This is a genomic window from Buttiauxella sp. WJP83, assembly GCF_027594725.1.
GTDB classification, from domain to species: domain Bacteria; phylum Pseudomonadota; class Gammaproteobacteria; order Enterobacterales; family Enterobacteriaceae; genus Buttiauxella; species Buttiauxella selenatireducens.
In genome coordinates this window covers 1,348,673-1,375,091 of the sequence record NZ_CP110080.1, presented here as the reverse complement: position 1 = coordinate 1,375,091, position 26,419 = coordinate 1,348,673, and the positions used below count along the sequence as shown (strand labels likewise).

Genomic DNA, 26,419 nt, shown 5'->3' with positions numbered 1-26,419 from the left:
TCAGCATGCTTCCAGTTAATTATAAAATTTTTCTTACCCGCACCTTAATAGGGTGCAGATATCACCAGCGCGCTTTTAGCAAGTTCGGTTGAATGCCTTGAATGGCACGAGTGTTACCGAAATCTTGTTTGGCAATGCCTGCTTCGAATTCTTCGCGGAAATATTTAATCGCACTCTGCAACGGTTCAACCGCACCTGGCGCATGCGCACAGAAGGTTTTACCTGGCCCAAGGAAACGACACAGTTGCTCAAGTGTCTCGATATCCCCAGGTTGGCCTTCGCCACGCTCCAGTGCACGCAGAATTTTTACGCTCCACGGTAAACCGTCACGGCAAGGTGTACACCAGCCACAAGATTCACGGGCAAAAAACTCTTCCAGATTGCGAACCAGCGGCACCATACCAATTTCATGGTCAACAGCCATCGCCAGCGCCGTACCCAAACGGCTACCCGCTTTGCCAATGCTTTCAAATTCCATCGGCAGATCAAGATGCGATTCGGTCAGGAAGTCAGTCCCTGCCCCGCCCGGCTGCCAGGCTTTGAATTTCAGGCCATCGCGCATGCCACCCGCGTAATCTTCAAGAATTTCGCGTGCGGTAGTGCCGAACGGTAATTCCCAAACGCCAGGGTTCTTAACGCGGCCCGAGAAGCCCATCAGCTTGGTACCAGCATCTTTACTGGTAGAAATGCCCTGGTACCACTCCACGCCATCAGCCAGAATCGCCGGTACGTTACACAGCGTTTCGACGTTGTTTACGCACGTCGGTTTACCCCATACGCCGCTTGATGCAGGGAATGGTGGTTTAGAACGTGGGTTCGCACGACGACCTTCCAGGGAGTTAATCAATGCAGTTTCTTCACCGCAGATATAACGCCCAGCGCCGGTGTGCACGATCAGCTCGAAATCAAAACCCGAACCGAGGATGTTTTTGCCTAGCAGACCTGCTTCGGTGGCTTCGGCAATCGCACGGCGCAGATGCACAGCCGCTTCGATATACTCACCACGCAGGAAGATGTAACCGCGGTACGCTTTCAGCGCGAACGCAGAAATCAGCATGCCTTCCACCAGCAGGTGCGGCAGTTGCTCCATCAGTAAACGGTCTTTATAAGTGCCCGGCTCCATTTCATCAGCGTTACACAGCAGGTAACGAATGTTCATGGATTCGTCTTTCGGCATCAGGCTCCACTTCAAACCCGTGGAGAAGCCCGCACCGCCGCGCCCTTTCAGGCCGGCGTCTTTAACCCGATTAACGACTTCATCTGGCGCGAGCCCCGTCAACGCAAGACGTGCACCTTCGTAGCCGTTTTTGCTGCGATATTCATCCAGCCACACAGGCTGTTTGTCATCGCGCAACCGCCAGGTCAGCGGATGGGTTTCGGCAGTACGAATAATGGTTTTCATTTGTACTGCTCCAGCAAATCAGGGATCGCTTCCGGCGTCAGATGGCTGTGAGTATCCTCATCAATCATCATGGTCGGCCCTTTGTCGCAGTTGCCCAGGCAGCAAGTCGGCAGCAGTGTAAAACGACCATCAAACGTGGTTTGACCCGGTTTGATGTTCAGTTTTGCTTCGATAGCCGACTGAATGCCCTGGTAGCCGGTAATATGGCAAACCACGCTATCGCAATAGCGAATAACGTGGCGACCGACCGGTTGGCGGAAAATCTGGCTGTAGAATGTGGCAACACCTTCTACGTCGCTGGCAGGGATGTCCAAAACCTCGGCAATGGCGTAAATAGCGCCGTCAGGCACCCAGCCACGCTGTTTTTGGACAATCTTCAGCGCTTCGATAGATGCCGCGCGAGCATCTTCGTAATGATGTTTTTCGTGCTCAATCGCATCACGCTCGGCATGACTCAGCTCAAAAGCTTCAGCCTGGGGTTGTTGTTTATCGTGCATAGTTAGCGATCCACATCAGACATTACAAAATCGATACTACCCAGATAGACAATCAGGTCAGAAACCAGGCTGCCACGAATCGCCGCCGGGATTTGCTGCAAGTGCGCAAAGCTCGGGGTACGAATACGGGTACGGTAGCTCATTGTGCTGCCGTCGCTGGTCAGGTAGTAACTGTTAATCCCTTTCGTCGCTTCAATCATCTGGAAGGATTCGTTAGCCGGCATGACCGGGCCCCACGAAACTTGCAGGAAGTGAGTGATCAGGGTTTCGATATGTTGCAGCGTACGCTCTTTCGGTGGCGGCGTTGTCAGCGGATGATCGGCTTTGAACGGGCCAGCAGGCATGTTTTTCAGGCACTGCTCAAGAATGCGCAAGCTCTGGCGAAGTTCTTCAACTTTCAACATCACGCGGGTGTAGCAGTCACTGACGCCACCGCCGACCGGGATTTCGAAGTCAAAGTTTTCATAACCAGAATAGGGGCGAGCTTTACGGATATCGAAGTCAACGCCCGTTGCACGCAGGCCAGCACCGGTGGTACCCCACTCCAGCGCTTCTTTCTTGCCGTAAGCCGCAACGCCCTGAGAACGACCTTTCAGGATGGTGTTGCGCAGCGCTGCTTTCTCGTAGGAATCCAGACGTTTTGGCATCCAGTCGAGGAACTCTTTCAGCAGACGTTCCCAGCCGTTTGGCAAGTCGTGAGCGACACCGCCGATACGGAACCAGGCAGGGTGCATACGGAAACCGGTAATCGCTTCGACCAGGTCATAGATTTTCTGACGGTCGGTAAAGGCGAAGAACACCGGGGTCATCGCACCCACGTCCTGAATAAACGTGGAGATATACAGCAGGTGGCTGTTAATACGGAACAGTTCAGACAGCATGACGCGGATAACGTCAACACGCTCAGGAACCTTGATGCCCGCCAGTTTTTCAACCGCCAGCACATATGGCATTTCGTTTACGCAGCCGCCGAGGTATTCGATACGGTCGGTGTACGGAATGTAGCTGTGCCAGGACTGACGTTCACCCATCTTCTCAGCACCACGGTGGTGGTAACCGATATCCGGCACACAGTCGACAATTTCTTCACCGTCGAGTTGCAGGACAATACGGAATGCACCGTGCGCGGATGGGTGGTTTGGACCCAGGTTCAGGAACATGAAATCTTCATGCTCGCTGCTGCGCTTCATGCCCCACTCTTCAGGCTTGAAGGTCAGCGCTTCCATCTCGAGGTCTTCTTTCTGTTTGGTCAATTCAAACGGATCGAACTCGGTGGCACGCGCCGGATAATCTTTACGCAGCGGGTGGCCTTCCCACGTTGGTGGCATCATGATGCGCGTCAGGTGCGGGTGGCCAACAATGTTGATGCCAAACATTTCCCAGGTTTCACGCTCATACCAGTTAGCGTTCGGGAACAGTTTGGTGAACGTAGGCACGTTCAGATCGTTTTCAGACAGCGCCACCTTGAGCATGATGTCGCGGTTGCGATCGATAGAAATCAGATGGTAGAAAACGGAAAAATCCGCAGCCGGTAAACCGTTGCGGTGAGTACGGAGACGTTCGTCCATGCCGTGTAAGTCGAACAGCATGGAGTAGGGTTTCGGTAGTTTCTTTAAAAAATCGCCCACTTCCAGCAGTTGTTCACGCTTAACCCAGACCACTGGAACACCAGTGCGGGTCGGCTGAACAGTGAAGGCATCCGGCCCAAAACGGTTACGCAGTTCGCCAATAACCGGATCATCTAAATGGTCACGGGTTTGCAACTCTTGCTGCCTGGCATCATGCGCAGTTAAATCGGTCATAATTCTCACCATTGCAAATGGTACTGTGGTGACTGTCAGCAGTGGCTTCGCGCTAGTATTATTGATATGCGAAGTAAACTCACACTGCCCACAGGCGCATATTAAATCTCGTCTGGTGTCCGCAAGTTGGTGACAGCAATACGCTCGCCACGTTTACGTTCACGCTCAGATTGCATGTTGGCGCGATAAACACCTTGATCGCCAACCACCCAGGAGAGTGGACGACGCTCTTTACCAATGGACTCTTGCAGCAGCATCAGTGCTTGCATGTAAGCTTCCGGGCGCGGTGGGCAACCTGGGATGTAAACATCCACTGGCAGGAATTTATCCACACCTTGCACCACAGAGTAGATGTCGTACATGCCGCCTGAGTTGGCGCAAGCACCCATCGAGATGACCCATTTTGGCTCAAGCATTTGATCGTAAAGGCGCTGAATGACGGGAGCCATTTTGGTAAAGCAGGTTCCTGCGATAACCATCAGGTCGGCCTGACGCGGAGATGCACGCAGTACTTCGGCACCGAAACGTGCCACGTCATGTACGGCGGTAAACGAAGTCACCATCTCAACGTAGCAGCAAGAAAGGCCAAAGTTATAAGGCCAAATTGAGTTTTTACGACCCCAGTTCACCATATCGTGCATGGCATGCTCGAGCTTGCCCATGTACACACTACGGTTGATTTCTTGATCAAGAGGATCGCTTACGATCTCCTGTTTTTGCAGGGGGTAACGGTCATTCTCACCGTTGGGGTCTATGCGGGTGAGCGTATAGTCCATCTTATTGCCTCGCTTTATACTCGTCTTTCTTCAGGTTGTAGCTGTGTTGCCTGCGTTCTTAAATCCCAATCACTTACTCAAGTAAGCGCCTGGAAACTTACTCACTGATCGCCTTGCTACTTGCTGAATGATTTAGAGCATCTTGGGTATGACGGTTAGTGAGACTGTCAGTTTCTGGGTTGATATGGGTACGGCGCGAACGCGCAGGAGTCCAATCAAGCGCGCCAATGCGCACCAAATACACCAGGCCTGCCAGTAGCACAAAAATGAAAATTGCGGCCTCGACGAAACCTATCCATCCGCTTTCACGAATAGAAACCGACCACGCGTAGAGATACAAGGCTTCCACGTCGAAGATGACGAAGAACATGGCAACCAAGTAAAACTTAGCGGATAGACGTAAGCGCGCTGTACCAACTGAGTCGATACCTGACTCGAAGGGAGTGTTTTTGTGCCGACCCTTAGCTCTCCCGCCAAGGAACCAGGCCCCGAGAAGCATTACGCAACACAGGCCTACGGCAACAATAAGAAAGACTGCGAACGCCCAGTGATGAGCGATAACTTCAGTGGATGTTGACATACTCATTGCTTACTCATCAAAAGTGGCGCCAAAGTCTCTGCTCTTGCTGGCAGATGAACACCACATCGATTCATGGGGAGGAACAATTAACCTTACAATTAGTGCCAGAATCAAAACTTTACCAGCAAATTGATGGGGTTTTTTACTCCTTTCTATAACCTTTTGTCAACTTTAACAAAAGTATCCACACATTAATTTACATGAAATCAACTTCATTAACATTTAGTGCGTTAAAAGCTGGTAACGTCGCGTTACTAACTCGTTTTTAATGAAGGTGAATCGTGTCCGTTATGGAGGAAAAAAATTACTACGGCTCTATTTTGGCAGGAAATCTCAACTATTCATCCCCCCTATAGGGAGTATTTTCTTGATCTGAGACACGCTTCTGTTAATTCATATCAAAAACAAACAACATTGCAGCCTTTATTTTAACATTTAAACCGATTTTGATTCCCAGGATGTATGGAGAAGGCAGGTAGGAAGAGAGATGGAAAACAGATTGTTTTAAAAGACGTTTTTACAAAAAAGCAATAAACTCAACGTGCGCTGATTAAAAAACAAGCCATTGAGGCAAAAATAGCACCCAATGACCTGTTTTTGAATTTCATAATTTGTTACTAACAAATCCGCTTTACGGCTATAGCGTTACTCGAAATCGCCTTCCAGTAACACCGTGTCACCATCTTCATCAGAAGAAGCCATGTAACGATAGGGATTCGGGTTGATTTCCAGTGCGCTGAAAATAGCCTGCGCTAAATCATTGGTGGTTTGCAGATTACGGCACAGCATGTATTGCGTATCAGGCATGGCCGGCAAACCATCGGCGCTTCCCAGCACGCGCAGCTCTGGACTCATCATTTCTACCGGACGAGAAGTAATTCCGAGCCCTGCTTTAACCGCAGCGCGAACGGCAGAAAGCGTCGAAGCAACATAGGCAATACGCCACGGAATGCGGGCCGCATTCAATTGCTCAATCATCATATCCCGATATGGGCTCGGATTATCGAGCACCACCAAAGGCACCGTTTCACCTTTCTGGAAGACGTAATCAGCAGCGCAGTACCATAACGTTGGCGAAGTGCGTAAAACAATGGATTCAAAATGCGCAGGTTTCGACGTGGTGACAACTAAATCCACTTCCTGTTGATCGAGCATTTCAACCATAAACGGATTACGTTTAACACGCACATCCAAGGCCAATTTTGGATAAACCGAGCTTATCCGATTGAGCAGAAACGGCAGAATGGTATCCGCTGTTTCATCAGATGCCCCAATCGTTAATACGCCTTGCAAATTGCTGAACATGAGCGAAGTACAAGCTTCATCATTAAAACGCAAAATCTTTCGCGCATAACCAAGGAGCTGAATACCGTGCTCGGTCAGCAATTTATTACGGCCATGACGGGCAAAAAGCTCTTTTCCTACCAATTGTTCAAGACGCTGCATCTGCTGGCTTACAGCCGATTGAGTACGGCATACCGCAACGGCAGCAGCGGCAAATGTATTCAGATCCGCTACGGCAACAAAAGTCCTGAGCAGATCGAGGTCGAGATTAAGTATCGGACGATTTGCGTTAATCATAATTTTTTCACTAGTAGGTTGCTCTTACGAGTCTGCCTTAGTTTTATTGCTGTGATTTATCAAAAAGATAAAGCAATTCCCTTTTACAGAACGCCTCCCGATGGGGAGCACCGTCATCCTGACAGTCGTTCTGACTTATTTATTTTCATGCCCTCAGGCGAATGTGAATCAATAATGCGACACACTTAACCCTGGGGATATTATACTGACGTTTACAACATACAAACTTTCGTCTTAACGCACTAGCTACTGAAATTAAAACTGCGTAATTATTGTAAATCAACTTCAGCGCTGAGTTTTATTTATTCGACTCACAACAGACACCCGTGTAAACACCATGAAAATTTCCTTTAAGGCACTTCGTTTCACTGGCAATTGACACAGTACAAAGACGATAAAGCAACCCACAATAAAACATAAGGTTGCGTTATTTCCAGCAAAAATTACCTACCAATTTCAGCACTGCATCTTACCGCAAAACGAAGTAACTCATAACTTTTGTTGCGAATTATCTGATCTCATTCTCTTTTTTAATTCACTCACCAATGCATTATTCACAGAAGTGTCCAAAATTCTACAAGCTAAATGAGAAGCAATATAACTCTATTCTTTGTTTATATTAATCACATACATGTTTATTTTTATACACATATTATTAACTCACACTCACCACTCCATTTAAGTTGAGCATGAATATTCAATTTTCCTTAACTATTACTCAGTTCAATTCATATTACAGTTAGCAGCACCTACTACCACCACCACATCAAGGCAGTTAATATTGTTGCACTTTTATTGATATTCTATATTTTTTATCGATATTTATATATTTAACAACATATAATACTGCTAAATAATTTCCAAACCGATTTTACTGCCCCCTCTAAAAATTGAAGATTTATTACTATTTGGCGCTTCGACAACCTTCAAATCTTGGCGTTGCAGGAGTACATTGTTGCCTGGTCGCTTCCACGGCAGGAAGTGGCGCTAACATTTAAGGTCAGGTTCATGTCCCCTATCGAAAAATCCAGCAAACTTGATAACGTCTGTTATGACATCCGTGGCCCAGTACTCAAAGAGGCGAAACGTCTTGAGGAAGAAGGGAATAAAGTCCTCAAGCTGAATATTGGCAACCCAGCGCCATTTGGCTTTGATGCCCCGGATGAGATCCTTGTCGATGTGATTCGTAACCTGCCTACGGCACAGGGCTATTGCGATTCGAAAGGGCTCTACTCCGCACGTAAAGCCATCATGCAGCATTATCAAGCACGAGAAATGCGGGATGTGACGGTTGAAGATATCTACATCGGTAACGGTGTTTCTGAGCTGATTGTTCAATCTATGCAAGCATTGCTGAACAGCGGTGATGAGATGTTGGTTCCTGCTCCAGATTATCCGTTATGGACCGCAGCCGTCTCGCTTTCCAGTGGCAAAGCCGTTCATTACTTATGTGATGAGTCTGCCGACTGGTTCCCTGACCTTGACGACATTCGCGCTAAAATCACGCCGCGTACCCGCGGTATCGTAATTATCAACCCCAATAACCCAACCGGTGCGGTCTACTCAAAAGAACTGCTGCTTGAAATTGTTGAAATCGCACGTCAGCATAATTTGATTATTTTTGCTGATGAGATTTATGACAAGATTTTGTACGACGAGGCACAGCACCATTCGATTGCAGCACTTGCCCCGGATCTGCTGACAGTAACCTTTAACGGTTTGTCCAAAACCTACCGTGTTGCGGGCTTCCGTCAGGGCTGGATGGTACTGAGCGGGCCTAAGAAACATGCAAAAGGTTACATCGAAGGTCTGGAAATGCTGGCGTCTATGCGCCTGTGTGCCAACGTTCCTGCTCAGCACGCAATCCAGACAGCTTTAGGCGGCTATCAAAGTATCAGTGAGTTTATCGCGCCTGGTGGCCGCTTGTACGAGCAGAGGAATCGCGCGTGGGAACTGATTAACGAGATTCCAGGTGTGTCATGCGTGAAACCGCGTGGAGCGTTGTATATGTTCCCTAAAATTGACGCGAAACGTTTTAACATCCATGACGACCAAAAAATGGTGCTAGACTTCTTACTACAGGAAAAAGTGCTGTTGGTTCAAGGAACTGCGTTTAACTGGCCGTGGCCTGATCATGTCCGTATTGTCACCTTACCTCGCGTTGATGAACTGGATATGGCTATCCATAAATTTGGTCGTTTCCTCGGTCATTACCACCAGTAATTTTTAGCCTCAAAGGGTGGATAAGCGTAAGCTGGATCCACCACATTCTCGGCGGGTGACGCTCTGCTTACCCGCCCTATAGACCCCGAGTGTATCTATGAGCCAGAGCCATTTCTTTGCCCACCTTTCACGTCTTAAATTAATCAACCGTTGGCCATTAATGCGCAATGTGCGCACTGAAAATGTTTCGGAGCATAGCCTGCAAGTCGCTATGGTCGCCCATGCCTTAGCCGTGATAAAGAACCGCAAATTTAACGGACAGATTAACGCCGAACACGTGGCTCTGCTGGCGATGTATCACGATGCCAGTGAAGTGTTAACAGGCGATTTGCCCACACCAGTGAAATATTTCAACTCACAGATAGCCCACGAATATAAAGCTATCGAGAAAATCGCGCAGCAAAAACTTATCGATATGGTACCGGAAGAGTTACGTGATATCTGGGCACCACTGATTGATGAACATCAGAGTAGCGATGAAGAACGAGCTATCGTTAAGCAGGCTGATGCATTGTGCGCGTATTTGAAATGCCTGGAAGAGCTCTCTGCCGGGAATAAAGAGTTCGCACTAGCGAAAAGCCGGCTTGAGAAAACGCTGGCAGACCGCCACAGCGAAGAGATGGACTATTTCATGAATGTGTTTGTGCCGAGTTTCGAGCTGTCATTAGACGAAATTAGCCAGGATTCGCCACTGTAGAATTTATTGCCGGATAGCGCTTACGCTTATTCGGCAAAATCTCAAAATGGGAAAAGCATCGGCACCATCACCACACTCACCACCATCACAATGATAGTAAATGGCACCCCCATCTTCACAAAATCGCTGAACTTATAATCCCCTGGCCCAAGCACCAGCGTATTCACCGGAGAAGAGACGGGTGTCATAAACGCGGCAGAGGCGGCAAGAGCGACAATCATGGCGAACGGATAAGGCGAGACCCCCATGGATTTTGCCGCGGCCAAGGCAATGGGTGCCATCAAAACAGCCGTCGCCGTGTTAGAGATGAACAGACCAATCGCGGCACACATGACGAACAGGCAAATCAGCATCAGGTGCGGGCCGTAACCACCTCCCATCTTCATTAACCCATTCACGATCAAATCTACGCCACCGGTTTTTTGCAACGCAAGCGCAAAGGGCATCATCCCAACAATCAAGATAATGCTTGGCCAATGCACCGCTTTATAAGCACTTTCCATATCAATGCAGCGGAATTTCCCCATCAGCAGACAGGCGATAATCGCAGCAATCGTATTAGGAATTTCATCGGTCAGCATCAGCGCAACCATCAGCGCCAGGCAGAAAATCGCATGGGGTGCCTGGCTGTGCGCAGGTGATGCCTCGCCCTCTTCCACCGGTAAGTTGAGTACCAGGAAATCGCGGCCTTTCTGCTGCAATTGGCTGATCAGTTTCCAGTCACCCACCACCAGCAAAATATCGCCTAGCTGCAAGGACTCATCCACCAGCAGCCCGTCCATCACCTCGCCATTACGGCGTAACCCCACCACATTCAGGCCGTAACGCGTACGAAAACCGATTTCGCGAATCGTTTGGCCGAATAATTCTGAATCAGGGATTAATGAAACCTCAGCCATGCCAACATCCAGCGCCTGATCCGAGAAATACTCGCCGCGCAGGACCATTGGCTCAAGCATCTGCTCTCGGCAAAACTCACGCAGATCGACTTCGGACGCAGACATATCAATTAGCAGGACATCACGTGCGCGAAATTCAGTTGTCCCGGTAACATTGACGATAACCCGGCGGAATTTACGCCAACGCTCAAGACCGATAACGTACGCGCCATAACGCTCACGCAATTTTAAGTCATCCAGACGGCGGCCAACCATGGGTGAACCGGGGCGGATCGCCAGGCGACGTGCGCGCCCGGTTAAACGATACTCTTTAATCAGATCGCGAAAAGTACGGCGTCGCCAGTTTTGTTTACCCTCGTCCTTTTTCTGCCCGTTTAAAGCAAAGCGTGCGATGAGCATGTAACCGATGCCCAGCAACAAAATCACCAGCCCAATCGGCGTGACGCTAAAGAAATGGAAGCCCTGCAAACCTTCACGTAGCAGTTCACTGTTCACCACCAGGTTTGGCGGTGTAGCGACCAGCGTCATCATGCCACTTATCAGACCTGCAAAACTCAGCGGCATCATTAAGCGCGACGGAGACGTTTTCATGCGCATTGAAACGCTGAGGACCACGGGGATAAAGATGGCAACCACGCCTGTCGAGCTCATAAATGCGCCCAAGCCAGCAACGGTGAGCATCAGCAAAATAAGCATTTTTGTTTCGCTGCTGCCCGCCACGTCCACCAGCCAGGAGCCCATTTTGGAAGCAACGCCAGTGCGCACCAAACCATCGCCAATGATAAATAGGGCGGCGATCAAAATAACGTTGGGGTCGCTAAAGCCCGAGAAGGCTTCGCTCAGTGTGAGGGTGTCGCTAAGGACAAAGGCAATAATGACAAGCAGCGCGACGGCATCCATACGGACTTTACCCGTAGCGAACAGCACCACGGCAATGGCCAGCAATGATAAAACCCAAATCAGTTCTGAGTTCAAAACAATTCCTTTTGTGATTGCTCAGGATGCGAAAATTTTGCCATAAAAAAGCCCCGCTATCGCGGGGCTAAGTCATATGTTCAGTGTTTTCTAAACACTTCGACTGTGTTATCTGGCATTTTTTGAACCAGAAGCTCAGTCAGTGACTGCAATACATAATCGACATGCTCAAGGCGCGGCGTATCCGCGGGCGCATTGACTGCAATGACATGGCAGCCCGCCGCCAAACCCGATAACACGCCTGCAGGGGCATCTTCAACCACCACGCACTCTTCCGGCTCGAAACCGAGCAGTTGCGCACCAAGCAAGTAGGCATCAGGTTCAGGTTTACCGCGAGCAACACGTTCAGCGGTGACCAGGACTTCAGGCTCGGGCAAACCACCCGCCGCACGGCGAGCAGACGCTACCGGTAATGAACCCGAGGTCACGATAGCCCACGGAATACCCGCTTCATTCAAATGCGTCAGCAGTTCAACGGCACCTGGCAGCGCCACAATCCCGTCGGTATCTTCAGACTCGATTTTCTCGAGACGAAGAAACTCCTGCTGAATCTCTTCTTCAGACGCGCCCGCCATAAAGTGACGTAACGAAGTGATCGCCTGCTTGCCGTGAATGAAACCTAAAACTTCCTGTGGCGAAATATCGAAGCGCTTGGCCCAGTTAATCCAGGCCCGCTCGACGGCTGGCAGAGAATCAACCAGCGTCCCATCCAAATCAAACAAGAAACCTTTGCACTTCACTACGCGTCTCCCCTCAGGCATTAATAATTTGCGCGATTTCATTCACACTTAAATGGTACTGACGTGGGCAAGACTGCCAGACTTTCAACATGCGCTGATATTTTTCCCACATTGGCGTCTGGGCGTTGAAGCCATGAGTGCCCGCATCGAAATGAGTATAACGACCTTCAATGTTCACCATAAAGCGAACATATCCCAGGAAACGGGCTTCGGTAGCCGCATCAAAACCAAGGAAAGTCACACGACGCTCATCAATCTCCTGGTTGTCTTTCAGGTTGGTCCAGGAGACATGCAGAGCGTGATACATCTCCATAATGTCGATAACCGTGCGGCAGGTTTCTTCCGTCAGCTCACCAAATTCACGATCAAGCTCGCGCATTTGCAGACCGTAGCCACGCTCGATAACGGTTTGAAGGCGACGATAACGCTCGGCGTTGTCCGGGTCGAGCATGGTCATCATTTTGTACTGATTAGATAAAATCAGACGCTGGGCGTTAGTCATTTCCATTTCTTAGCTCCTGTTGCGCAGGAATGCACCTGCGAAAAAAATATCCTTCTTTATATGCGTAACGGCAGGGATTTTACAAATCATCCAGAAAAGTTTTATCCAACTGCTTGAACGCACGTTTCAGAACATCGGCCAGCGCCTGGTAGTCTGGCTTGCCTTCAATAGGCGCTAACGCCTGCCCTGCTTCCTGCAGTTTGCCTCGTACTTCGTAGAACCAACTGAGAATAGATGGCGGGAGTGGCGTCACAGAGCGTTTACCTAACCACCATAATCCCTGCATCGGCAGACTACAGGCGAATAAAGCCGTCGCAACGGCGGGGCCAAGTTGGCCACCAAGCGCAATTTGCCAGGTCAGCGTAAACACAGCGAGTGGAGGCATAAAGCGGATGGCAAAACGCGTGGCGCGGATCACTCGATTTTCTACAAAGATAGGCGCGAGGCGTTTATCAATAGGCCAGGTCTTTGAATAGTGTTGCCCACGGCTGAACATACTGAACCAGCTTGCGTGGCTATTTTTGGGGATAGACATGGCTTTACCTCAACTTCACATATAAAAAATAAAATTTTTGTGCAAAACAACAACTCTAAATTACATGGTTCAAAATATTTTGTCTTTAACTACCGCAATCAGGTATCCTGTGCCGGCCTTGATGGCCGTAGATGGGAAACCGCAGGTTGTCAATTTTTTGCTCAGTTTGTTATTGCCGAAAAATCACGCAATATACCGAAAACTTTAGAGTATTTATTCGCTATGCCAAAAAAACACTTCTGGCATGACGTTAATCATAAATGTCAGGCTCATCATGCGCTACGCTGAGAGACTAAATGACGTTTTTTTAGCCACATATTAATAGTAGGTACTTCCATGTCGAATAAGTTAGTACTGGTTCTGAACTGCGGTAGCTCATCACTGAAATTCGCAATTATCGATGCTGTAAACGGTGACGAGTACCTCTCTGGTTTAGCCGAGTGTTTCCATCTTCCAGAAGCGCGTATCAAGTGGAAAATGGATGGCAGTAAACAAGAAGCAGCTTTAGGTGCAGGCGCCGCTCACAGCGAAGCTCTTAACTTTATGGTTAATACCATTCTGGCACAAAAACCTGAATTGTCCGAGCAGCTGACTGCTATCGGCCACCGTGTTGTTCACGGCGGCGAGAAGTACACCGGCTCTGTCGTTATCGACGAGACCGTGATTCAGGGTATCAAAGATTCCGCATCTTTTGCACCGCTGCATAACCCAGCGCACCTGATCGGTATCGCGGAAGCACTGAAATCTTTCCCTAAACTGGCTGATAAAAACGTTGCTGTGTTTGACACTGCATTCCATCAGACCATGCCAGAAGAATCCTATCTCTATGCTCTGCCGTACAAACTGTACAAAGAGCACGGCGTTCGTCGCTACGGCGCACACGGCACCAGCCACTACTATGTGACTCAAGAAGCCGCGAAAATGCTGAACAAGCCAGTAGAAGAACTGAACGTGATCACTTGCCACCTGGGCAACGGCGGTTCTGTTTCTGCTATTCGTAACGGTAAGTGTGTTGACACCTCAATGGGTCTGACTCCGCTGGAAGGTCTGGTCATGGGCACCCGCTCTGGTGACATCGACCCAGCAATTATCTTCCACCTGCATGACTCTCTGGGCATGAGCGTTGATGACATCAACAAAATGCTGACCAAAGAATCTGGCCTGTTGGGTCTGACTGAAGTCACCAGCGACTGCCGTTATGTTGAAGACAACTACACCACCAAAGAAGACGCTAAGCGTGCGATGGATGTGTTCTGTCACCGTCTGGCGAAATACATCGGTTCTTACACTGCACTGATGGACGGTCGTCTGGACGCAGTGGTGTTCACTGGTGGTATCGGCGAAAACGCAGCAATGGTACGTGAACTGTCTCTGGGCAAACTGGGTGTTCTGGGCTTTGAAGTTGACCACGAACGCAACCTGGCTGCGCGCTTTGGTAAATCAGGCTTCATCAACAAAGAGGGTACCCGTGCTGCGGTGGTCATTCCGACCAACGAAGAACTGGTTATCGCTCAGGATGCATCTCGCCTGACCGCTTGATTCTCCTTACCGCCAGCCTTCGCTGGCGGTGTTGTTTTCTAAGTCCTAACAGACTTATACCCTAAATAATTCGAGTTGCAGGTAGGCGGCAAGGGAGCAAATCCCCGGGAGCTTACTTAAGTAAGTGACTGGGGTTTGTGAGTAAAGCCAACACCCCTGCAGCTCGAAGAATGACGGGTATATACGAAAGAGGTTATACCGTGTCCCGTACTATTATGTTGATCCCTACCGGAACTAGCGTCGGCCTGACCAGCGTCAGCCTGGGTGTTATCCGTGCTATGGAACAAAAAGGCGTTCGCCTTAGCGTTTTCAAACCTATCGCCCAACCGCGTTCCGGTGACGATACTCCAGATCAAACCACCAGCATCGTTCGTGCAAACTCCAGCATCCCTACTGCTGAACCGCTGCACATGAACCACGTTGAGTCGCTGCTGTCCAGCAACCAACAAGACGTGCTGATGGAAGAGATCATCGCCAACTTCCACGCCAGCAGCAAAGACGCTGAAGTGGTTCTGGTTGAAGGCCTGGTGCCTACTCGCAAACACCAGTTTGCGCAGTCTCTGAACTATGAAATTGCTAAAACACTGAACGCCGAAATCGTCTTCGTCATGTCTCTGGGTAACAACTCTCCAGAGCAGATGAAAGAGCGTATCGAACTGGCTCGTAGCAGCTTCGGTGGCAGCAAAAATACCAACATCACTGGCGTAATCATTAACAAACTGAATGCACCAGTAGATGATCAAGGTCGTACTCGCCCTGATCTGTCCGAGATTTTCGATGACTCCACTAAAGCGAGCATCGCAAACATCGATCCTAAAGAACTGTTTGCTGACAGCCCGCTGCCAGTTCTGGGTTGTGTGCCGTGGAGTTTCGATCTGATCGCAACTCGCGCAATTGATATGGCGCGTCACCTGAACGCAACCATCATCAACGAAGGCGACATCAAAACTCGCCGCGTGAAGTCTGTTACCTTCTGTGCGCGCAGCATCCCGCATATGCTGGAACACTTCCGCCCAGGTTCTCTGCTGGTCACTTCCGCAGACCGTCCAGACGTGCTGGTTGCAGCGTGCCTGGCCGCAATGAACGGTGTCGACATCGGTGCAGTTCTGCTGACCGGTGGTTACGAAATGGACCCACGCGTGAGCAAACTGTGTGAGCGTGCATTCGCCACTGGCCTGCCGCTGTTTATGGTTGATACCAATACCTGGCAGACTTCTCTGAGCCTGCAAAGCTTCAACCTGGAAGTCCCAACTGACGACCATCAGCGTATCGAAAAAGTGCAGGAATATGTGGCAAGCCACATTGATGCAGAGTGGATCGAATCGCTGACTTCAACTTCTGAGCGCAGCCGTCGTCTGTCCCCACCAGCATTCCGTTACCAGCTCACCGAACTGGCTCGTAAAGCCGGTAAGCGTGTTGTTCTGCCAGAAGGCGAAGAGCCACGTACCGTGAAAGCAGCATCTATCTGTGCTGAACGTGGTATCGCAACTTGCGTATTGTTGGGTAACCCGGATGAAATCACTCGTGTTGCTGCGGCGCAAGGCGTTGAGCTGAGTGCTGGCATCGAAATCGTCGACCCAGAAGTGGTTCGCGAAAGCTACGTTGCGCGTCTGGTTGAGCTGCGTAAGAGCAAAGGCATGACCGAAGCCGTTGCTCGCGAGCAACTGGAAGACAACGTTGTGCTGGGTACTTTGATGCTTGAGCAAGACGAAGTTGACGGTCTGGTTTCCGGTGCGGTTCACACCACCGCGAACACCATTCGTCCTCCGTTGCAGCTTATCAAAACTGCACCAGGTAGCTCTTTGGTTTCTTCTGTGTTCTTCATGCTGCTGCCTGAACAAGTTTATGTTTACGGCGACTGCGCGATCAACCCAGATCCAACTGCTGAGCAACTGGCAGAAATCGCCATTCAGTCTGCGGATTCCGCTGCTGCATTCGGTATCGATCCACGCGTTGCGATGCTGTCCTACTCAACCGGCACTTCTGGTGCAGGCAGTGACGTTGAGAAAGTGCGTGAAGCAACTCGCATCGCTCAGGAAAAACGTCCTGACCTGGTTATCGATGGTCCGTTGCAGTATGACGCCGCAGTAATGGCTGATGTTGCTAAGTCCAAAGCGCCAAACTCACCAGTTGCGGGCCGCGCGACCGTGTTCATCTTCCCAGACCTGAACACCGGTAACACCACTTATAAAGCGGTACAGCGTTCAGCTGACCTGATCTCCATCGGGCCAATGCTGCAAGGTATGCGTAAACCCGTTAACGACCTGTCTCGTGGCGCACTGGTAGACGATATCGTTTACACCATCGCTCTGACTGCGATTCAGTCTTCTCAACAAGACTAAGGTCTTCTGAGAAGCAAAAAGGCCGCATTGATATGCGGCCTTTTTTATTAGCGATGCCCCGGAGATTCACTACGAGACATTGAGAACCTGAACGAATTACTCCGCAGCAGCGTGCTGAGATTCATTTTTAGCGTTGCGGGTCATCCACAAAGCTAGCGCTTTTAAAGAGTCTGGCGTGAAGTCATCACAGCGAGCCGTAATCTCTTCTGGAGACATCCAGCAGACTTCGCTGATCTCTGCTTCTTGCAAAGCAAATGGGCCATGAGAAACGCAGCTAAACAGACTTCCCCACACCCGGCAATTGGTATCTTCGAAATAGAACTGACCATGCTCGGCAAAAGGTACCCCAGCGATACCCAGCTCTTCTTCAGCTTCGCGACGTGCAGAGTCGAGTAATTGCTCATCGGCCTGAACAACTCCGCCAGCGGTAGCATCCAACATACCTGGCATAAAATCTTTAGTTTCAGTGCGGCGCTGCACCAAAATTTTACCCATTCCGTCATGCACAACAATATAAGTCGCACGATGTCGCAAACGCTGCGCGCGCATTTGTTCACGGCTTGCTTGCGCGATTACTTCATTGTCTTCATTGACAATGTCTATCCATTCCGTGCCAACAAAATGACTCTGTTCCACCATCGGGGGAAACCTTATTCAGGGCGCTCTAATGGCGCGTTATGTTCAACAAGCGGTAAGTTACGGGGTAATCTCGACCTGTGCAATAACCCCATCGTTATTCAGTGCGTGAACGCTCAGAACACCATCGTTTAACATGCCGTAGCTCGGTTCAAATCCACCTTTGGGTATACTCACCGAGCCTGGATTGAACAGATAAACCGTATCTTGTTTTTCAGCTAATGGTAGATGAGTGTGGCCAAAAACCAGCACGTCATTTTCAGCCAGCGGTGGCAGTTTGTCAGGATTATACAAATGACCATGCGTAACAAATAAACGCTGCTCAGCCATTAAAATCTGTTGCCAGGGAGCGGTAATCGGAAAATGTAGCAGCATCTGATCAACTTCGCTGTCACAGTTCCCGCGTACTGCAATAATTTTATCCGCAATGCTGTTAAACCGCTCCGCAACCGCTCCAGGATTATAGCCTGCCGGTAATGCATTACGCGGTCCGTGATTCAACACGTCCCCCAATAAAATCAGCCATTTAGCGCCGCTACGTTCAAAGTGCGACAGCACTTTGAACGTAGCGGGTAGAGAACCATGAATATCCGAGGCAAACATCAGCTTCATAAAACCGCATTCCTGTTAATGGTAAGCGAAATGATCATACCGAATTATGCTGTTAGTCAGCCAGAATGCTTTGCGGAAAGTGCCAGAAAACGTTGAACTGAAGCACGCTGCCATTGAAAAGTTGCGTATTCTTGCAAACGCTCAGGCACCTCATCGCCATTCAGGATCAAACGGTTGAGCATTAAGGCCAGGTCCGTATCTGCAATAGACCATTCACCAAATAAATTTTGCTGGCCGACAGGCAATAAACCGTCAACAGTGGTCAAAAGCTTTTGCGCTGTAGCTTGCGCTTTGTCACTCAGCGGCGGCTTCTTTACACCGGCGAAAACCACGTCGGTTGAACGCTCTTCACGAATAGGCATTAAATCACTACGGATCCACGCCTGAATTTGTCTCGCACGCGCCCTTTTTTCTAAGTCATGTGGGTAGATTCGTTCCCAAGTCGGCGGGGCAAAACGTTCTTCGAGATATTCAGTAATGGCGGAGGATTCGCTTAACACAAAATCATCGACCGCAAGCACAGGGACACGGCGTGTAAGGTCATACCCTCTCCAGCCTGGTTTCAGATTTTGTCCCGTATTCAGGTCTATTGTTTGCAACGTAAAGTTAAGGCCCTTCTCTTTCAGGGCGACATATACAGACATCACGTAAGGGCTAAAGTAGTTGCTATCGGACCAAAGCGTTATTGTCGGCTGGCTCATAATATCCCCATGATTCAAGCATCCAGGTTATTGAACATATAGCGGAAAATGGCAGTTGTCACTTGAGCAAAACTCATCTAACTAGCAAATTTATCAAAAAGTCTATACTCCATAGGTTTATGTAAAAAACTGATATCAGGATGGTAATGAGATGATCGACCTTTACTATGCACCCACACCAAACGGCCACAAAATCACGCTGTTTCTGGAAGAGGTGGGTCTGGATTACAGTATTCACCGTATTGATATTGGCAAAGGAGATCAGTTTCAGCCTGCCTTTTTGGCGATTTCCCCCAACAATAAAATACCCGCGATTATCGACAACAACCCCGCCGATGGAGGCAGTCCGTTAAGCTTATTTGAATCAGGTGAAATATTGCTTTATCTGGCTGAGAAGACCAACGAGCTATTAAGTAAAGATCTGCGTGAACGCGCCCACACCCTGCAATGGCTGTTCTGGCAAGTGGGTGGTTTTGGTCCAATGCTTGGGCAGAATCATCACTTTAACCATTTCGCGCCGCAACCTGTGCCGTATGCGATTGAACGCTATCAGGTAGAAACCCAGCGTCTGTATGGCGTGTTAAACAAACAATTAGAAAAAACCCCGTGGTTGGGCGGCAATGATTACAGCATTGCTGATATTGCGACTTACCCGTGGACGGTATCTCATGAACGCCAGCGCATTAATCTGGCGAATTTCCCGGCCGTCGAGAACTGGTTTGAACGTATCCGCTCGCGCCCGGCGACAGAACGCGCATATCAGCAAGCGCAAAAAAGTTAATGCCAATGCGCCCGCTATGGGCGCAATGTTTTTCCTCATGTATTCTGTGGCTGAAAACTAATACAAGGAAGAAACCTGCAATGTCATCCGCCATTATTCGAATCAAAAACTTACGCCTGCGCACCTTCATTGGCATCAAAGAAGAAGAAATTGCCAATCGCCAGGATATCGTCGTTAACGTTGCGATTCATTATCCGGCGGACAAAGCTCGCGCCAGTGAAGACATCAACGATGCGCTGAACTATCGCACGATAACTAAACAAATCATCCAGTTGGTTGAGAATAATCGTTTCTCATTGCTGGAAAAATTAACTCAGGATGTGCTCGATATCGCATGCGACCATCCGTGGGTGTCTTATGCTGAAGTAGAAATCGATAAACTTCACGCGCTGCGTTATGCCGACTCCGTATCCATGACGATGAGTTGGCGTCGCCAGGCGTAAAAAGCGGGAGACGACCATGCAGATACTGATGACCGGCGGAACGGGATTGATTGGCAGCCATCTGGTGCCACGATTGCTGGAGTTAGGGCACGATGTCACCGTCGTCACCCGAAGCCCCGAGAAAGCCCGGGCGCAATTCAGCCAAAAAGTCACATTATGGAAAGGGTTGAGCGATCATCCCAATCTTGATGGATTTGATGCTGTCATCAATCTGGCGGGTGAACCGATTGCCGATAAACGCTGGACCGAGGCGCAGAAGCAACGGCTGTGCACCAGCCGCTGGCAAATCACCGAACGTCTGGTCGAGATGTTTAAAGCAAGCCAAACACCGCCCTCCGTGCTTATCTCTGGCTCCGCTGCGGGCTATTACGGCGATCTCGGCGAAGTGGTCGTCAACGAAGATGAGCCACCGCACAATGAATTTACCCATAAACTGTGCGCCCGCTGGGAGCAAATCGCTTGTGGCGCGCAGAGTGAGCAGACGCGCGTCTGCCTGCTGCGTACCGGCGTGGTCCTGGCGCCGAAAGGCGGAATACTGGCAAAGTTACTGCCGATATTTCGCTTAGGCTTGGGTGGCCCTATGGGCGATGGTCGGCAGTATCTGGCATGGATTCATATCGACGATATGGTCAACGGTATTCTGTGGCTGCTCAATAACGATCTGAGTGGGCCTTTCAATATGGTTTCGCCTTACCCGGTACGCAACGAACAGTTCTCTCACGCGCTGGGTCACGCATTAAATCGCCCGGCCTTTATGCGCGCTCCTGCAACGGCGGTGAGAATGATGATGGGGGAATCTTCGGTATTGGTGTTAGGCGGGCAACGAGCGCTACCAAAACGACTTGAAGAATCGGGATTTGGTTTCCGTTGGTATGACCTTGAGGAAGCACTGGGAGATGTGGTGCGGTAATTTACACCCTCATCCCAACCTTCTCCCCCAGGAGAAGGAGAAAACCGGACTATCCCCTCTCCTTTGGGAGAGGGTTAGAGTGAGGGGGGATTACTTCAGCGATCCAGAAAGGAACTGCTGTAAACGTGCACTTTTCGGGTTACCAAACAATTCGGCTGGCGTCCCCTCTTCTTCAATCAAGCCCTGGTGCAGGAAAATGACGTGGTTTGAGACGTGGCGCGCAAAATCCATTTCATGCGTGACCACCACCATGGTTTTCCCTTCTTCGGCGAGTTTTTGCATGATACGCAGCACTTCACCCACCAGCTCAGGATCTAACGCAGAAGTAGGCTCATCAAACAGTAAAACTTCTGGTTCCATCGCCAGCGCACGCGCGATAGAAACACGCTGCTGTTGACCACCAGAAAGATGCACCGGATATTTCGCCTGCTGGCGCTCATCAATGCCGACTTTCGCCAGATATTTTATGGCACGCTCTTTCGCATCTTGCTTACTCAACCCCAACACCTGAATCGGCGCTTCCATGACGTTTTCCAGCACCGTCATGTGGCTCCACAAGTTAAAATGCTGGAACACCATAGTCAGACGTGTGCGCAGTAAGCGGAGCTGATTTTTGTCAGCAACTTTGAGCTGCCCGTCAGTGTCACGCACCAGGTTGATATTCTGGTTGCTGACCACAATTGACCCTTCACTCGGTTTTTCGAGGAAGTTAATGCAGCGCAGGAAGGTACTTTTCCCCGAGCCGGACGAGCCGATAATGCTAATCACATCTCCCGCGTCTGCGCGTAGAGAAACCCCTTTAAGCACTTCATGTTTGCCGTAGCGTTTGTGCAGATCAGTAACGTTTAGTTTATTTTCAGCCATGGGAATTACTCAGTGCGAAGAACTGGGTTTAACGTGCTGCATAAAACGCTGCTCGGCTCTGCGGAACAGGCTTATCAGTACGTAAGAAATAATCAGATATAACACCGCCGCAATACCAAACGCCGTAAACGGCTGGTAAGTCGCAGAGTTGATATCTCGGGCGATTTTCAACAAATCAGGCACCGTGGCGGTAAACGCCAGCGCCGTGGAGTGCAGCATTAAAATGACTTCGTTGCTGTACGCAGGCAGCGCAATACGTAACGCCGAAGGCAAAATAATGCAGCGGTACAATTTGAAAGGTGAGAAACCATAAGCGCGAGCGGCTTCAATTTCACCATGCGGCACCGATCGAATCGCCCCGGCAAAAATTTCTGTGGTATAGGCACAGGTATTTAACGTCAGCGCCAGCACCGTACAGTTCAGGCCGCTACGGAAAAACTCATTGAGTAATACGGTACCTTTCACCACTTCCAGCGTGTACATTCCGGAGTAGAACACCAGAAGTTGCACATACAACGGCGTGCCACGGAAGATGTAGGTGAATAACCAGATTGGGAATGCAATAAACTTGTTGCTCGATACCCGGCCAATAGCCAGAAACAGAGCCAGAATACCGCCCATCACCACCGAAGAAATCAGCAACCACAACGTAATGGCGACCCCAGTAAAGCGGTAACCATCTGTCCATAGCAGCGCTTTCCAGTATTCCTGAATAATTTCGATCATAGCTCAGCCCTCTTCACACCAACCGAGTAGCGGCGTTCAAGCCAGAGCAATACACCGTTAGATACCGTAGTGAATATCAGGTAAATGATCCCGGCAACAATCGCAAAGTAGAATGGCTGCCAGGTACTTTTCCCCGCGAGTTGCGTGGCTTTCACCACATCTTCCAGTCCTAACAAAGAGACCAGTGCGGTGGCTTTCAAAATGACCTGCCAGTTGTTACCTATCCCCGGAAGTGCGAAGCGCATCATGGCCGGGAACAAAATACGGCGGAATGTTTGAGAACCGGTAAAACCAAAAGCAGTTGCGGCTTCGATATGCCCGCGTGGAACAGCGAGGAAAGCACCGCGGAAAGTTTCAGTAAAATAGGCACCGTAGATAAAGCCGAGTGTAATGATACCGGCCACCATAGGGTCAATATCAAACTGAGCGGCGCCCAGCGAGTCGGTTAACACATTGAGTGCCATTTGCAGGCCATAGAAAATCAGCAGCATCAACACCAGATCAGGCACACCGCGAATCAGCGTCGTGTAACCTTCAAACAGCAAGGCTAACGGGCGGTTTTTGGATAACTTAGCACCCGCTCCAGCCAGACCTATAATAACGGCGAGGATAACGGAGCTTAGCGCCAGTTCCAGCGTGACGATGGCCCCTTTAAAGATTACTTCAGAAAAACCGTACAACATGGTGCGTATCCTGTCGTCAGTGTCTGCACAAACCTAACCTGCCCTTTCAGGGCAGGTTGAACCACTGGTGACTGTTAACCACCGTAAACATCGAAGTCGAAGTATTTCTTCGCCAACTTCTCGTAAGTTCCATCTTTACGCATTTCAGCAAATGCTTTGTTCAGTGCCTGGCGCAGCTCAGTATCGTCTTTACGCAGGCCCATACCGGTGCCTACACCAAACAACTTGTCGTCTTTAATGGACGGCCCACCAAACTGATAATCCTTACCAACAGGTTGTTTCAGGAAGCCTTCGCTCGCAGCGACTTCATCCTGGAATGCGGCGTCAATACGGCCTGCGGTCAGGTCAGCGTAAATGGAATCCTGCCCCTGGTAAGAGACAATTTCGATGCCTTTAGGCGCCCAATGCTCATTACCGTAGGTTTCTTGCGTCGTACCTTGCAAAACACCAATGCGCTTGCCCTTCAGAGCCTCAAGCGTTGGCTGAACTGGGGATCCTTTTGCGACGACTAAACGCGAATCTGCCGCGTAAAGTTTGTCGGTGAAGGCAATTTCTTGTTGGCGTTTTTCAGTGATAGAAAGGGACGACATAATCGCGTCGATTTTTTTCGCTTTCAACGAGGGGATCAGCGCATCCAGTGGGTTTTCAACGAAAGTGCAGTTCGTTTCGATGCGTTTACAGAGTTCTTTTGCCAGATCGATATCAAAACCCACCAATTCCCCTTGGGCATTTTTCGATTCAAATGGGGCGTAAGTAGGGTCTGTACCAATGCGTAAATTCTTAGGAATAGCGGCGAAAGCGGTGGAAACACTGGAAAAAGCCAGTACCAACGAAAGAGCGATGATCTGCTTGTTCATAATTATCCTCGAATAGACTGTTTTTATACGCGATTACTTTTTAACCGGATAAAATTGCACGTTCCATGCCAATTTATGCATCTTAATATAGTGTTTTTTCTCTGGCCTGACACGCCTGAACGACACGTCACAAAAACTCGAAAAACCCACTGCACCAACAAGATGCAAGCAATACACCATTTTGGTGCATTGCTAAATATTTGCACCTTACAGGTGCAATCAGCTTTGGCTATATTGCAATTCTATTCAGCCCGGCTGCATCAAAGCATCACCGGGCTACAGACTACGGGATAAACTTATTCACCGTAAACATTAAAATCGAAGTACTTCTTAGCAAATTTGTCGTAAGTACCGTCTTTACGCATATCTGCCAGCGCTTTGTTAAAGGCTTCTTTCAGCTCAACATCGTCTTTACGCAAACCAATACCGGTACCGTCACCAAAGTACTGTTTGTTTTTCACAGACGGGCCTGCAAACGCATAGTCTTTACCCGCAGGCAGTTTCAGGAAGCCTTCACTTGCCGCTGTTTCGTCCTGGAATGCGGCATCCAGTCGACCCGCCGCCAGATCTGAATAAATCAGGTCCTGGTTGGCGTAAGCCACGACATCAATGCCTTTTGCTCGCCATTCAGCATTAGCAAACGCTTCCTGGGTTGAGCCCTGCAATACACCTACGTGCTTGCCATTAAGTGACTCAAGCGTAGGTTTAATCGGAGAACCTTTTACAGCGATTAAGCGGGAATCAGCGGCATAGAGTTTGTCTGAGAAGGCAATCTCTTGCTGGCGCTTTTCGGTGATAGACAGTGAGGAAATTATACCGTCGATTTTCTTCGCTTTAAGCGATGGAATCAGCGCATCAAAGTCGCTTGCGACCCACGTACATTTGGTATTGATGCGCTTACAGAGCTCATTGCCGAGATCAATATCGAAACCAACAAAATCCCCTTTTGCATCTTTAGAAGAAAACGGTGCGTATGTCGTGTCCGTACCAAGACGAAGGCTCTGAGGAATGGCTGCAAAGACGCTTGCGGTGGTGCTCAAGCCAAGCAGTAAGGACAGAGCGAGAACTTGCTTTTTCATACGTAACCCTCAATTTTGACTGATCTTATTATGTGTAATGTCGTGTTGTGTTTGTTCTGTGCTGCTGATTCAGAGTTGCAGTTCTCATGCCACTTTTTTTTGCGTGAAAGAAAGTGTGCAGTTTCATGTTAAAAAATAGTTACAACCCTGTCATAGAAATGAAAGATAGCAGGTCTGGTCTGATGGAAAAGCATTAACGGTGGAAAATAGCGGATAAATGTTCTGGAAGTGATCGGGGTTACAAAAACGCCCCATTATGAGGCACTGGGTTTTGTGATGCACCACTCTGGCACTGCGCTTATGCGCCTGTCCAGCGGGTGAACAGGTCTTGCGGTAGCTCAATATCAAACTGGTCGAGTACCCGATTAACCGTCTGATCGACAATGTCCTGCACGCTCTGCGGGCGATGATAGAACGCAGGCATCGGCGGCATAATCACGGCACCCAGCTCAGCAGCTTGCGTCATTAAGCGCAAATGGCCGAGGTGCAGTGGGGTTTCGCGCACGCAAAGGACCAAAGGACGACGCTCTTTCAGCACCACATCGGCCGCCCGTGTGAGCAAGCCATCCGTATAGCTGTGAACAATGCCAGAAAGGGTTTTGATTGAGCAGGGCAATATGACCATGCCATGAGTCTTAAAAGAGCCTGAAGAAAGGCTGGCAGCTATATCACGGGCATCATGCACCACATCAGCCAACGCCTGGACTTCGCGCAGGGACATATCGGTTTCTAGCGCAAGGGTTTGGCGAGCGGCATTGCTCATAATGAGGTGTGTTTCCACATCCGGTAATTGTTGCAGCACCTGAAGGAGTCGCACACCATATGTTGCGCCACTGGCACCTGAAATCCCAACAATTAACCGTTTCATCATCTGCATTCGCCCGAGAAGTTTATCTGGGCTGACTTTGCCGTAAGATGGGCGGGGATGCAAGAAGTGAAGCCCTCACCCCAGCCCTCTCCCAAAGGTGAGGGAGAAAACCGTTTTATCCTTCAGGAGATGAGAACACCAGACTATCCCCTCTCCTTCAAGGAGAGGG

The 26,419-nt window shown here is 49.5% G+C and carries 27 protein-coding genes; 8 read left to right on the top strand and 19 right to left on the bottom strand.

Annotation, left to right across the window (positions count from 1 at the left end):
- Window positions 1-61: 61 nt before the first annotated feature.
- From nuoF to lrhA, 6 genes are all read right to left on the bottom strand, one after another.
- Entirely contained in the window at window positions 62-1,402 is a 1,341-nt protein-coding gene (nuoF, locus tag OH773_RS06390) for an NADH-quinone oxidoreductase subunit NuoF (RefSeq protein ID WP_270144055.1), read from the bottom strand.
- Entirely contained in the window at window positions 1,399-1,899 is a 501-nt protein-coding gene (nuoE, locus tag OH773_RS06385) for an NADH-quinone oxidoreductase subunit NuoE (RefSeq protein WP_270144053.1), read from the bottom strand. The genes nuoF and nuoE overlap by 4 nt, the downstream gene beginning before the upstream one ends.
- A gap of 2 nt (window positions 1,900-1,901) precedes the next feature.
- The gene (gene nuoC / locus OH773_RS06380) at window positions 1,902-3,713 is read right to left on the bottom strand and encodes an NADH-quinone oxidoreductase subunit C/D (RefSeq protein ID WP_270144051.1); all 1,812 of its coding nucleotides are present in this window, start codon (window positions 3,711-3,713) and stop codon (window positions 1,902-1,904) included.
- A gap of 89 nt (window positions 3,714-3,802) precedes the next feature.
- Entirely contained in the window at window positions 3,803-4,477 is a 675-nt protein-coding gene (gene nuoB, locus OH773_RS06375) for an NADH-quinone oxidoreductase subunit NuoB (protein WP_183270010.1), read from the bottom strand.
- 97 nt (window positions 4,478-4,574) lie between these two features.
- A complete protein-coding gene (nuoA, locus tag OH773_RS06370) occupies window positions 4,575-5,063 on the bottom strand; it encodes an NADH-quinone oxidoreductase subunit NuoA (protein WP_270144048.1) in 489 nt (162 codons plus the stop codon).
- A 639-nt stretch (window positions 5,064-5,702) separates the two neighbouring features.
- On the bottom strand, window positions 5,703-6,638 hold the full coding sequence (lrhA, locus tag OH773_RS06365; RefSeq protein ID WP_270144046.1) for a transcriptional regulator LrhA: 936 nt from the start codon (window positions 6,636-6,638) through the stop codon (window positions 5,703-5,705).
- A 1,008-nt stretch (window positions 6,639-7,646) separates the two neighbouring features.
- On the opposite strand from lrhA, the gene alaA reads away from it, so the two are divergent.
- Window positions 7,647-8,861 (top strand): alanine transaminase AlaA, encoded by a 1,215-nt coding sequence (gene alaA, locus OH773_RS06360; protein WP_183270013.1) that lies wholly within the window; start codon window positions 7,647-7,649, stop codon window positions 8,859-8,861.
- Between the two features lie 97 nt (window positions 8,862-8,958).
- A complete protein-coding gene (gene yfbR, locus OH773_RS06355) occupies window positions 8,959-9,558 on the top strand; it encodes a 5'-deoxynucleotidase (protein WP_270144043.1) in 600 nt (199 codons plus the stop codon).
- A 41-nt stretch (window positions 9,559-9,599) separates the two neighbouring features.
- Here yfbR and OH773_RS06350 read toward each other — a convergent pair whose 3' ends face one another.
- The 4 genes from OH773_RS06350 to yfbV form a co-directional block, all read right to left on the bottom strand.
- The gene (locus OH773_RS06350) at window positions 9,600-11,432 is read right to left on the bottom strand and encodes an SLC13 family permease (protein ID WP_183270014.1); all 1,833 of its coding nucleotides are present in this window, start codon (window positions 11,430-11,432) and stop codon (window positions 9,600-9,602) included.
- A gap of 80 nt (window positions 11,433-11,512) precedes the next feature.
- Window positions 11,513-12,193: a sugar phosphatase gene (locus OH773_RS06345; RefSeq protein ID WP_270144041.1), complete on the bottom strand. Its 681-nt coding sequence runs from the start codon at window positions 12,191-12,193 to the stop codon at window positions 11,513-11,515.
- Window positions 12,186-12,680, bottom strand: coding sequence for a YfbU family protein (locus tag OH773_RS06340; RefSeq protein ID WP_183270016.1), 495 nt, complete (start codon window positions 12,678-12,680; stop codon window positions 12,186-12,188). Before OH773_RS06340 ends, OH773_RS06345 begins: the two co-directional genes overlap by 8 nt.
- A 73-nt stretch (window positions 12,681-12,753) precedes the next feature.
- Window positions 12,754-13,209: a terminus macrodomain insulation protein YfbV gene (gene yfbV, locus OH773_RS06335; RefSeq protein WP_270144038.1), complete on the bottom strand. Its 456-nt coding sequence runs from the start codon at window positions 13,207-13,209 to the stop codon at window positions 12,754-12,756.
- Between yfbV and OH773_RS06330 the strand changes: the two genes are divergently transcribed.
- The 3 genes from OH773_RS06330 (at window position 13,186) to pta (ending at window position 17,090) form a co-directional block, all read left to right on the top strand.
- Entirely contained in the window at window positions 13,186-13,497 is a 312-nt protein-coding gene (locus OH773_RS06330; RefSeq protein WP_183270018.1) for a hypothetical protein, read from the top strand. The two genes, yfbV and OH773_RS06330, sit on opposite strands and share 24 nt — an antisense overlap.
- Window positions 13,498-13,545: 48 nt before the next feature.
- A complete protein-coding gene (gene ackA, locus OH773_RS06325; RefSeq protein ID WP_270144037.1) occupies window positions 13,546-14,748 on the top strand; it encodes an acetate kinase in 1,203 nt (400 codons plus the stop codon).
- A 200-nt stretch (window positions 14,749-14,948) separates the two neighbouring features.
- Window positions 14,949-17,090, top strand: a complete 2,142-nt coding sequence (gene pta, locus OH773_RS06320) for a phosphate acetyltransferase (protein WP_270144036.1) — start codon at window positions 14,949-14,951, stop codon at window positions 17,088-17,090.
- A gap of 96 nt (window positions 17,091-17,186) precedes the next feature.
- Here the strand turns inward: pta and yfcD are convergent, their stop codons facing one another.
- From yfcD to yfcF, 3 genes are read right to left on the bottom strand one after another with little or no spacing between them, the layout of a single operon-like run.
- Window positions 17,187-17,729, bottom strand: a complete 543-nt coding sequence (gene yfcD / locus OH773_RS06315) for an NUDIX hydrolase YfcD (protein WP_270144034.1) — start codon at window positions 17,727-17,729, stop codon at window positions 17,187-17,189.
- Between the two features lie 57 nt (window positions 17,730-17,786).
- The gene (yfcE, locus tag OH773_RS06310) at window positions 17,787-18,338 is read right to left on the bottom strand and encodes a phosphodiesterase (RefSeq protein WP_270144031.1); all 552 of its coding nucleotides are present in this window, start codon (window positions 18,336-18,338) and stop codon (window positions 17,787-17,789) included.
- A gap of 56 nt (window positions 18,339-18,394) precedes the next feature.
- Window positions 18,395-19,039, bottom strand: coding sequence for a glutathione transferase (gene yfcF / locus OH773_RS06305; protein WP_270144029.1), 645 nt, complete (start codon window positions 19,037-19,039; stop codon window positions 18,395-18,397).
- A 151-nt stretch (window positions 19,040-19,190) separates the two neighbouring features.
- On the opposite strand from yfcF, the gene yfcG reads away from it, so the two are divergent.
- The 3 genes from yfcG (at window position 19,191) to OH773_RS06290 (ending at window position 21,173) form a co-directional block, all read left to right on the top strand.
- Complete coding sequence (gene yfcG, locus OH773_RS06300; RefSeq protein ID WP_270144027.1) at window positions 19,191-19,820, top strand: GSH-dependent disulfide bond oxidoreductase; 630 nt, start codon at window positions 19,191-19,193, stop codon at window positions 19,818-19,820.
- A gap of 80 nt (window positions 19,821-19,900) precedes the next feature.
- Window positions 19,901-20,263 carry a dihydroneopterin triphosphate 2'-epimerase gene (folX, locus tag OH773_RS06295; protein ID WP_183270026.1) on the top strand — a complete coding sequence of 121 codons (363 nt, stop codon included), beginning with the start codon at window positions 19,901-19,903 and terminating at the stop codon, window positions 20,261-20,263.
- Between the two features lie 16 nt (window positions 20,264-20,279).
- Entirely contained in the window at window positions 20,280-21,173 is an 894-nt protein-coding gene (locus OH773_RS06290) for a TIGR01777 family oxidoreductase (protein ID WP_270144024.1), read from the top strand.
- A 90-nt stretch (window positions 21,174-21,263) separates the two neighbouring features.
- On the opposite strand, the gene hisP is transcribed toward OH773_RS06290, so the two are convergent.
- From hisP to OH773_RS06260, 6 genes are all read right to left on the bottom strand, one after another.
- A complete protein-coding gene (gene hisP / locus OH773_RS06285; protein ID WP_183270028.1) occupies window positions 21,264-22,037 on the bottom strand; it encodes a histidine ABC transporter ATP-binding protein HisP in 774 nt (257 codons plus the stop codon).
- Window positions 22,038-22,046: 9 nt separating this feature from the next.
- Window positions 22,047-22,763 carry an ABC transporter permease gene (locus OH773_RS06280; protein WP_183270029.1) on the bottom strand — a complete coding sequence of 239 codons (717 nt, stop codon included), beginning with the start codon at window positions 22,761-22,763 and terminating at the stop codon, window positions 22,047-22,049.
- Window positions 22,760-23,446: a histidine ABC transporter permease HisQ gene (locus tag OH773_RS06275; RefSeq protein ID WP_270144022.1), complete on the bottom strand. Its 687-nt coding sequence runs from the start codon at window positions 23,444-23,446 to the stop codon at window positions 22,760-22,762. Before OH773_RS06275 ends, OH773_RS06280 begins: the two co-directional genes overlap by 4 nt.
- 74 nt (window positions 23,447-23,520) lie before the next feature.
- Entirely contained in the window at window positions 23,521-24,303 is a 783-nt protein-coding gene (hisJ, locus tag OH773_RS06270; protein WP_183270031.1) for a histidine ABC transporter substrate-binding protein HisJ, read from the bottom strand.
- Between the two features lie 296 nt (window positions 24,304-24,599).
- Complete coding sequence (argT, locus tag OH773_RS06265) at window positions 24,600-25,382, bottom strand: lysine/arginine/ornithine ABC transporter substrate-binding protein ArgT (RefSeq protein ID WP_270144020.1); 783 nt, start codon at window positions 25,380-25,382, stop codon at window positions 24,600-24,602.
- A gap of 298 nt (window positions 25,383-25,680) precedes the next feature.
- A complete protein-coding gene (locus OH773_RS06260; protein ID WP_183270033.1) occupies window positions 25,681-26,250 on the bottom strand; it encodes a UbiX family flavin prenyltransferase in 570 nt (189 codons plus the stop codon).
- Window positions 26,251-26,419: the final 169 nt, after the last annotated feature.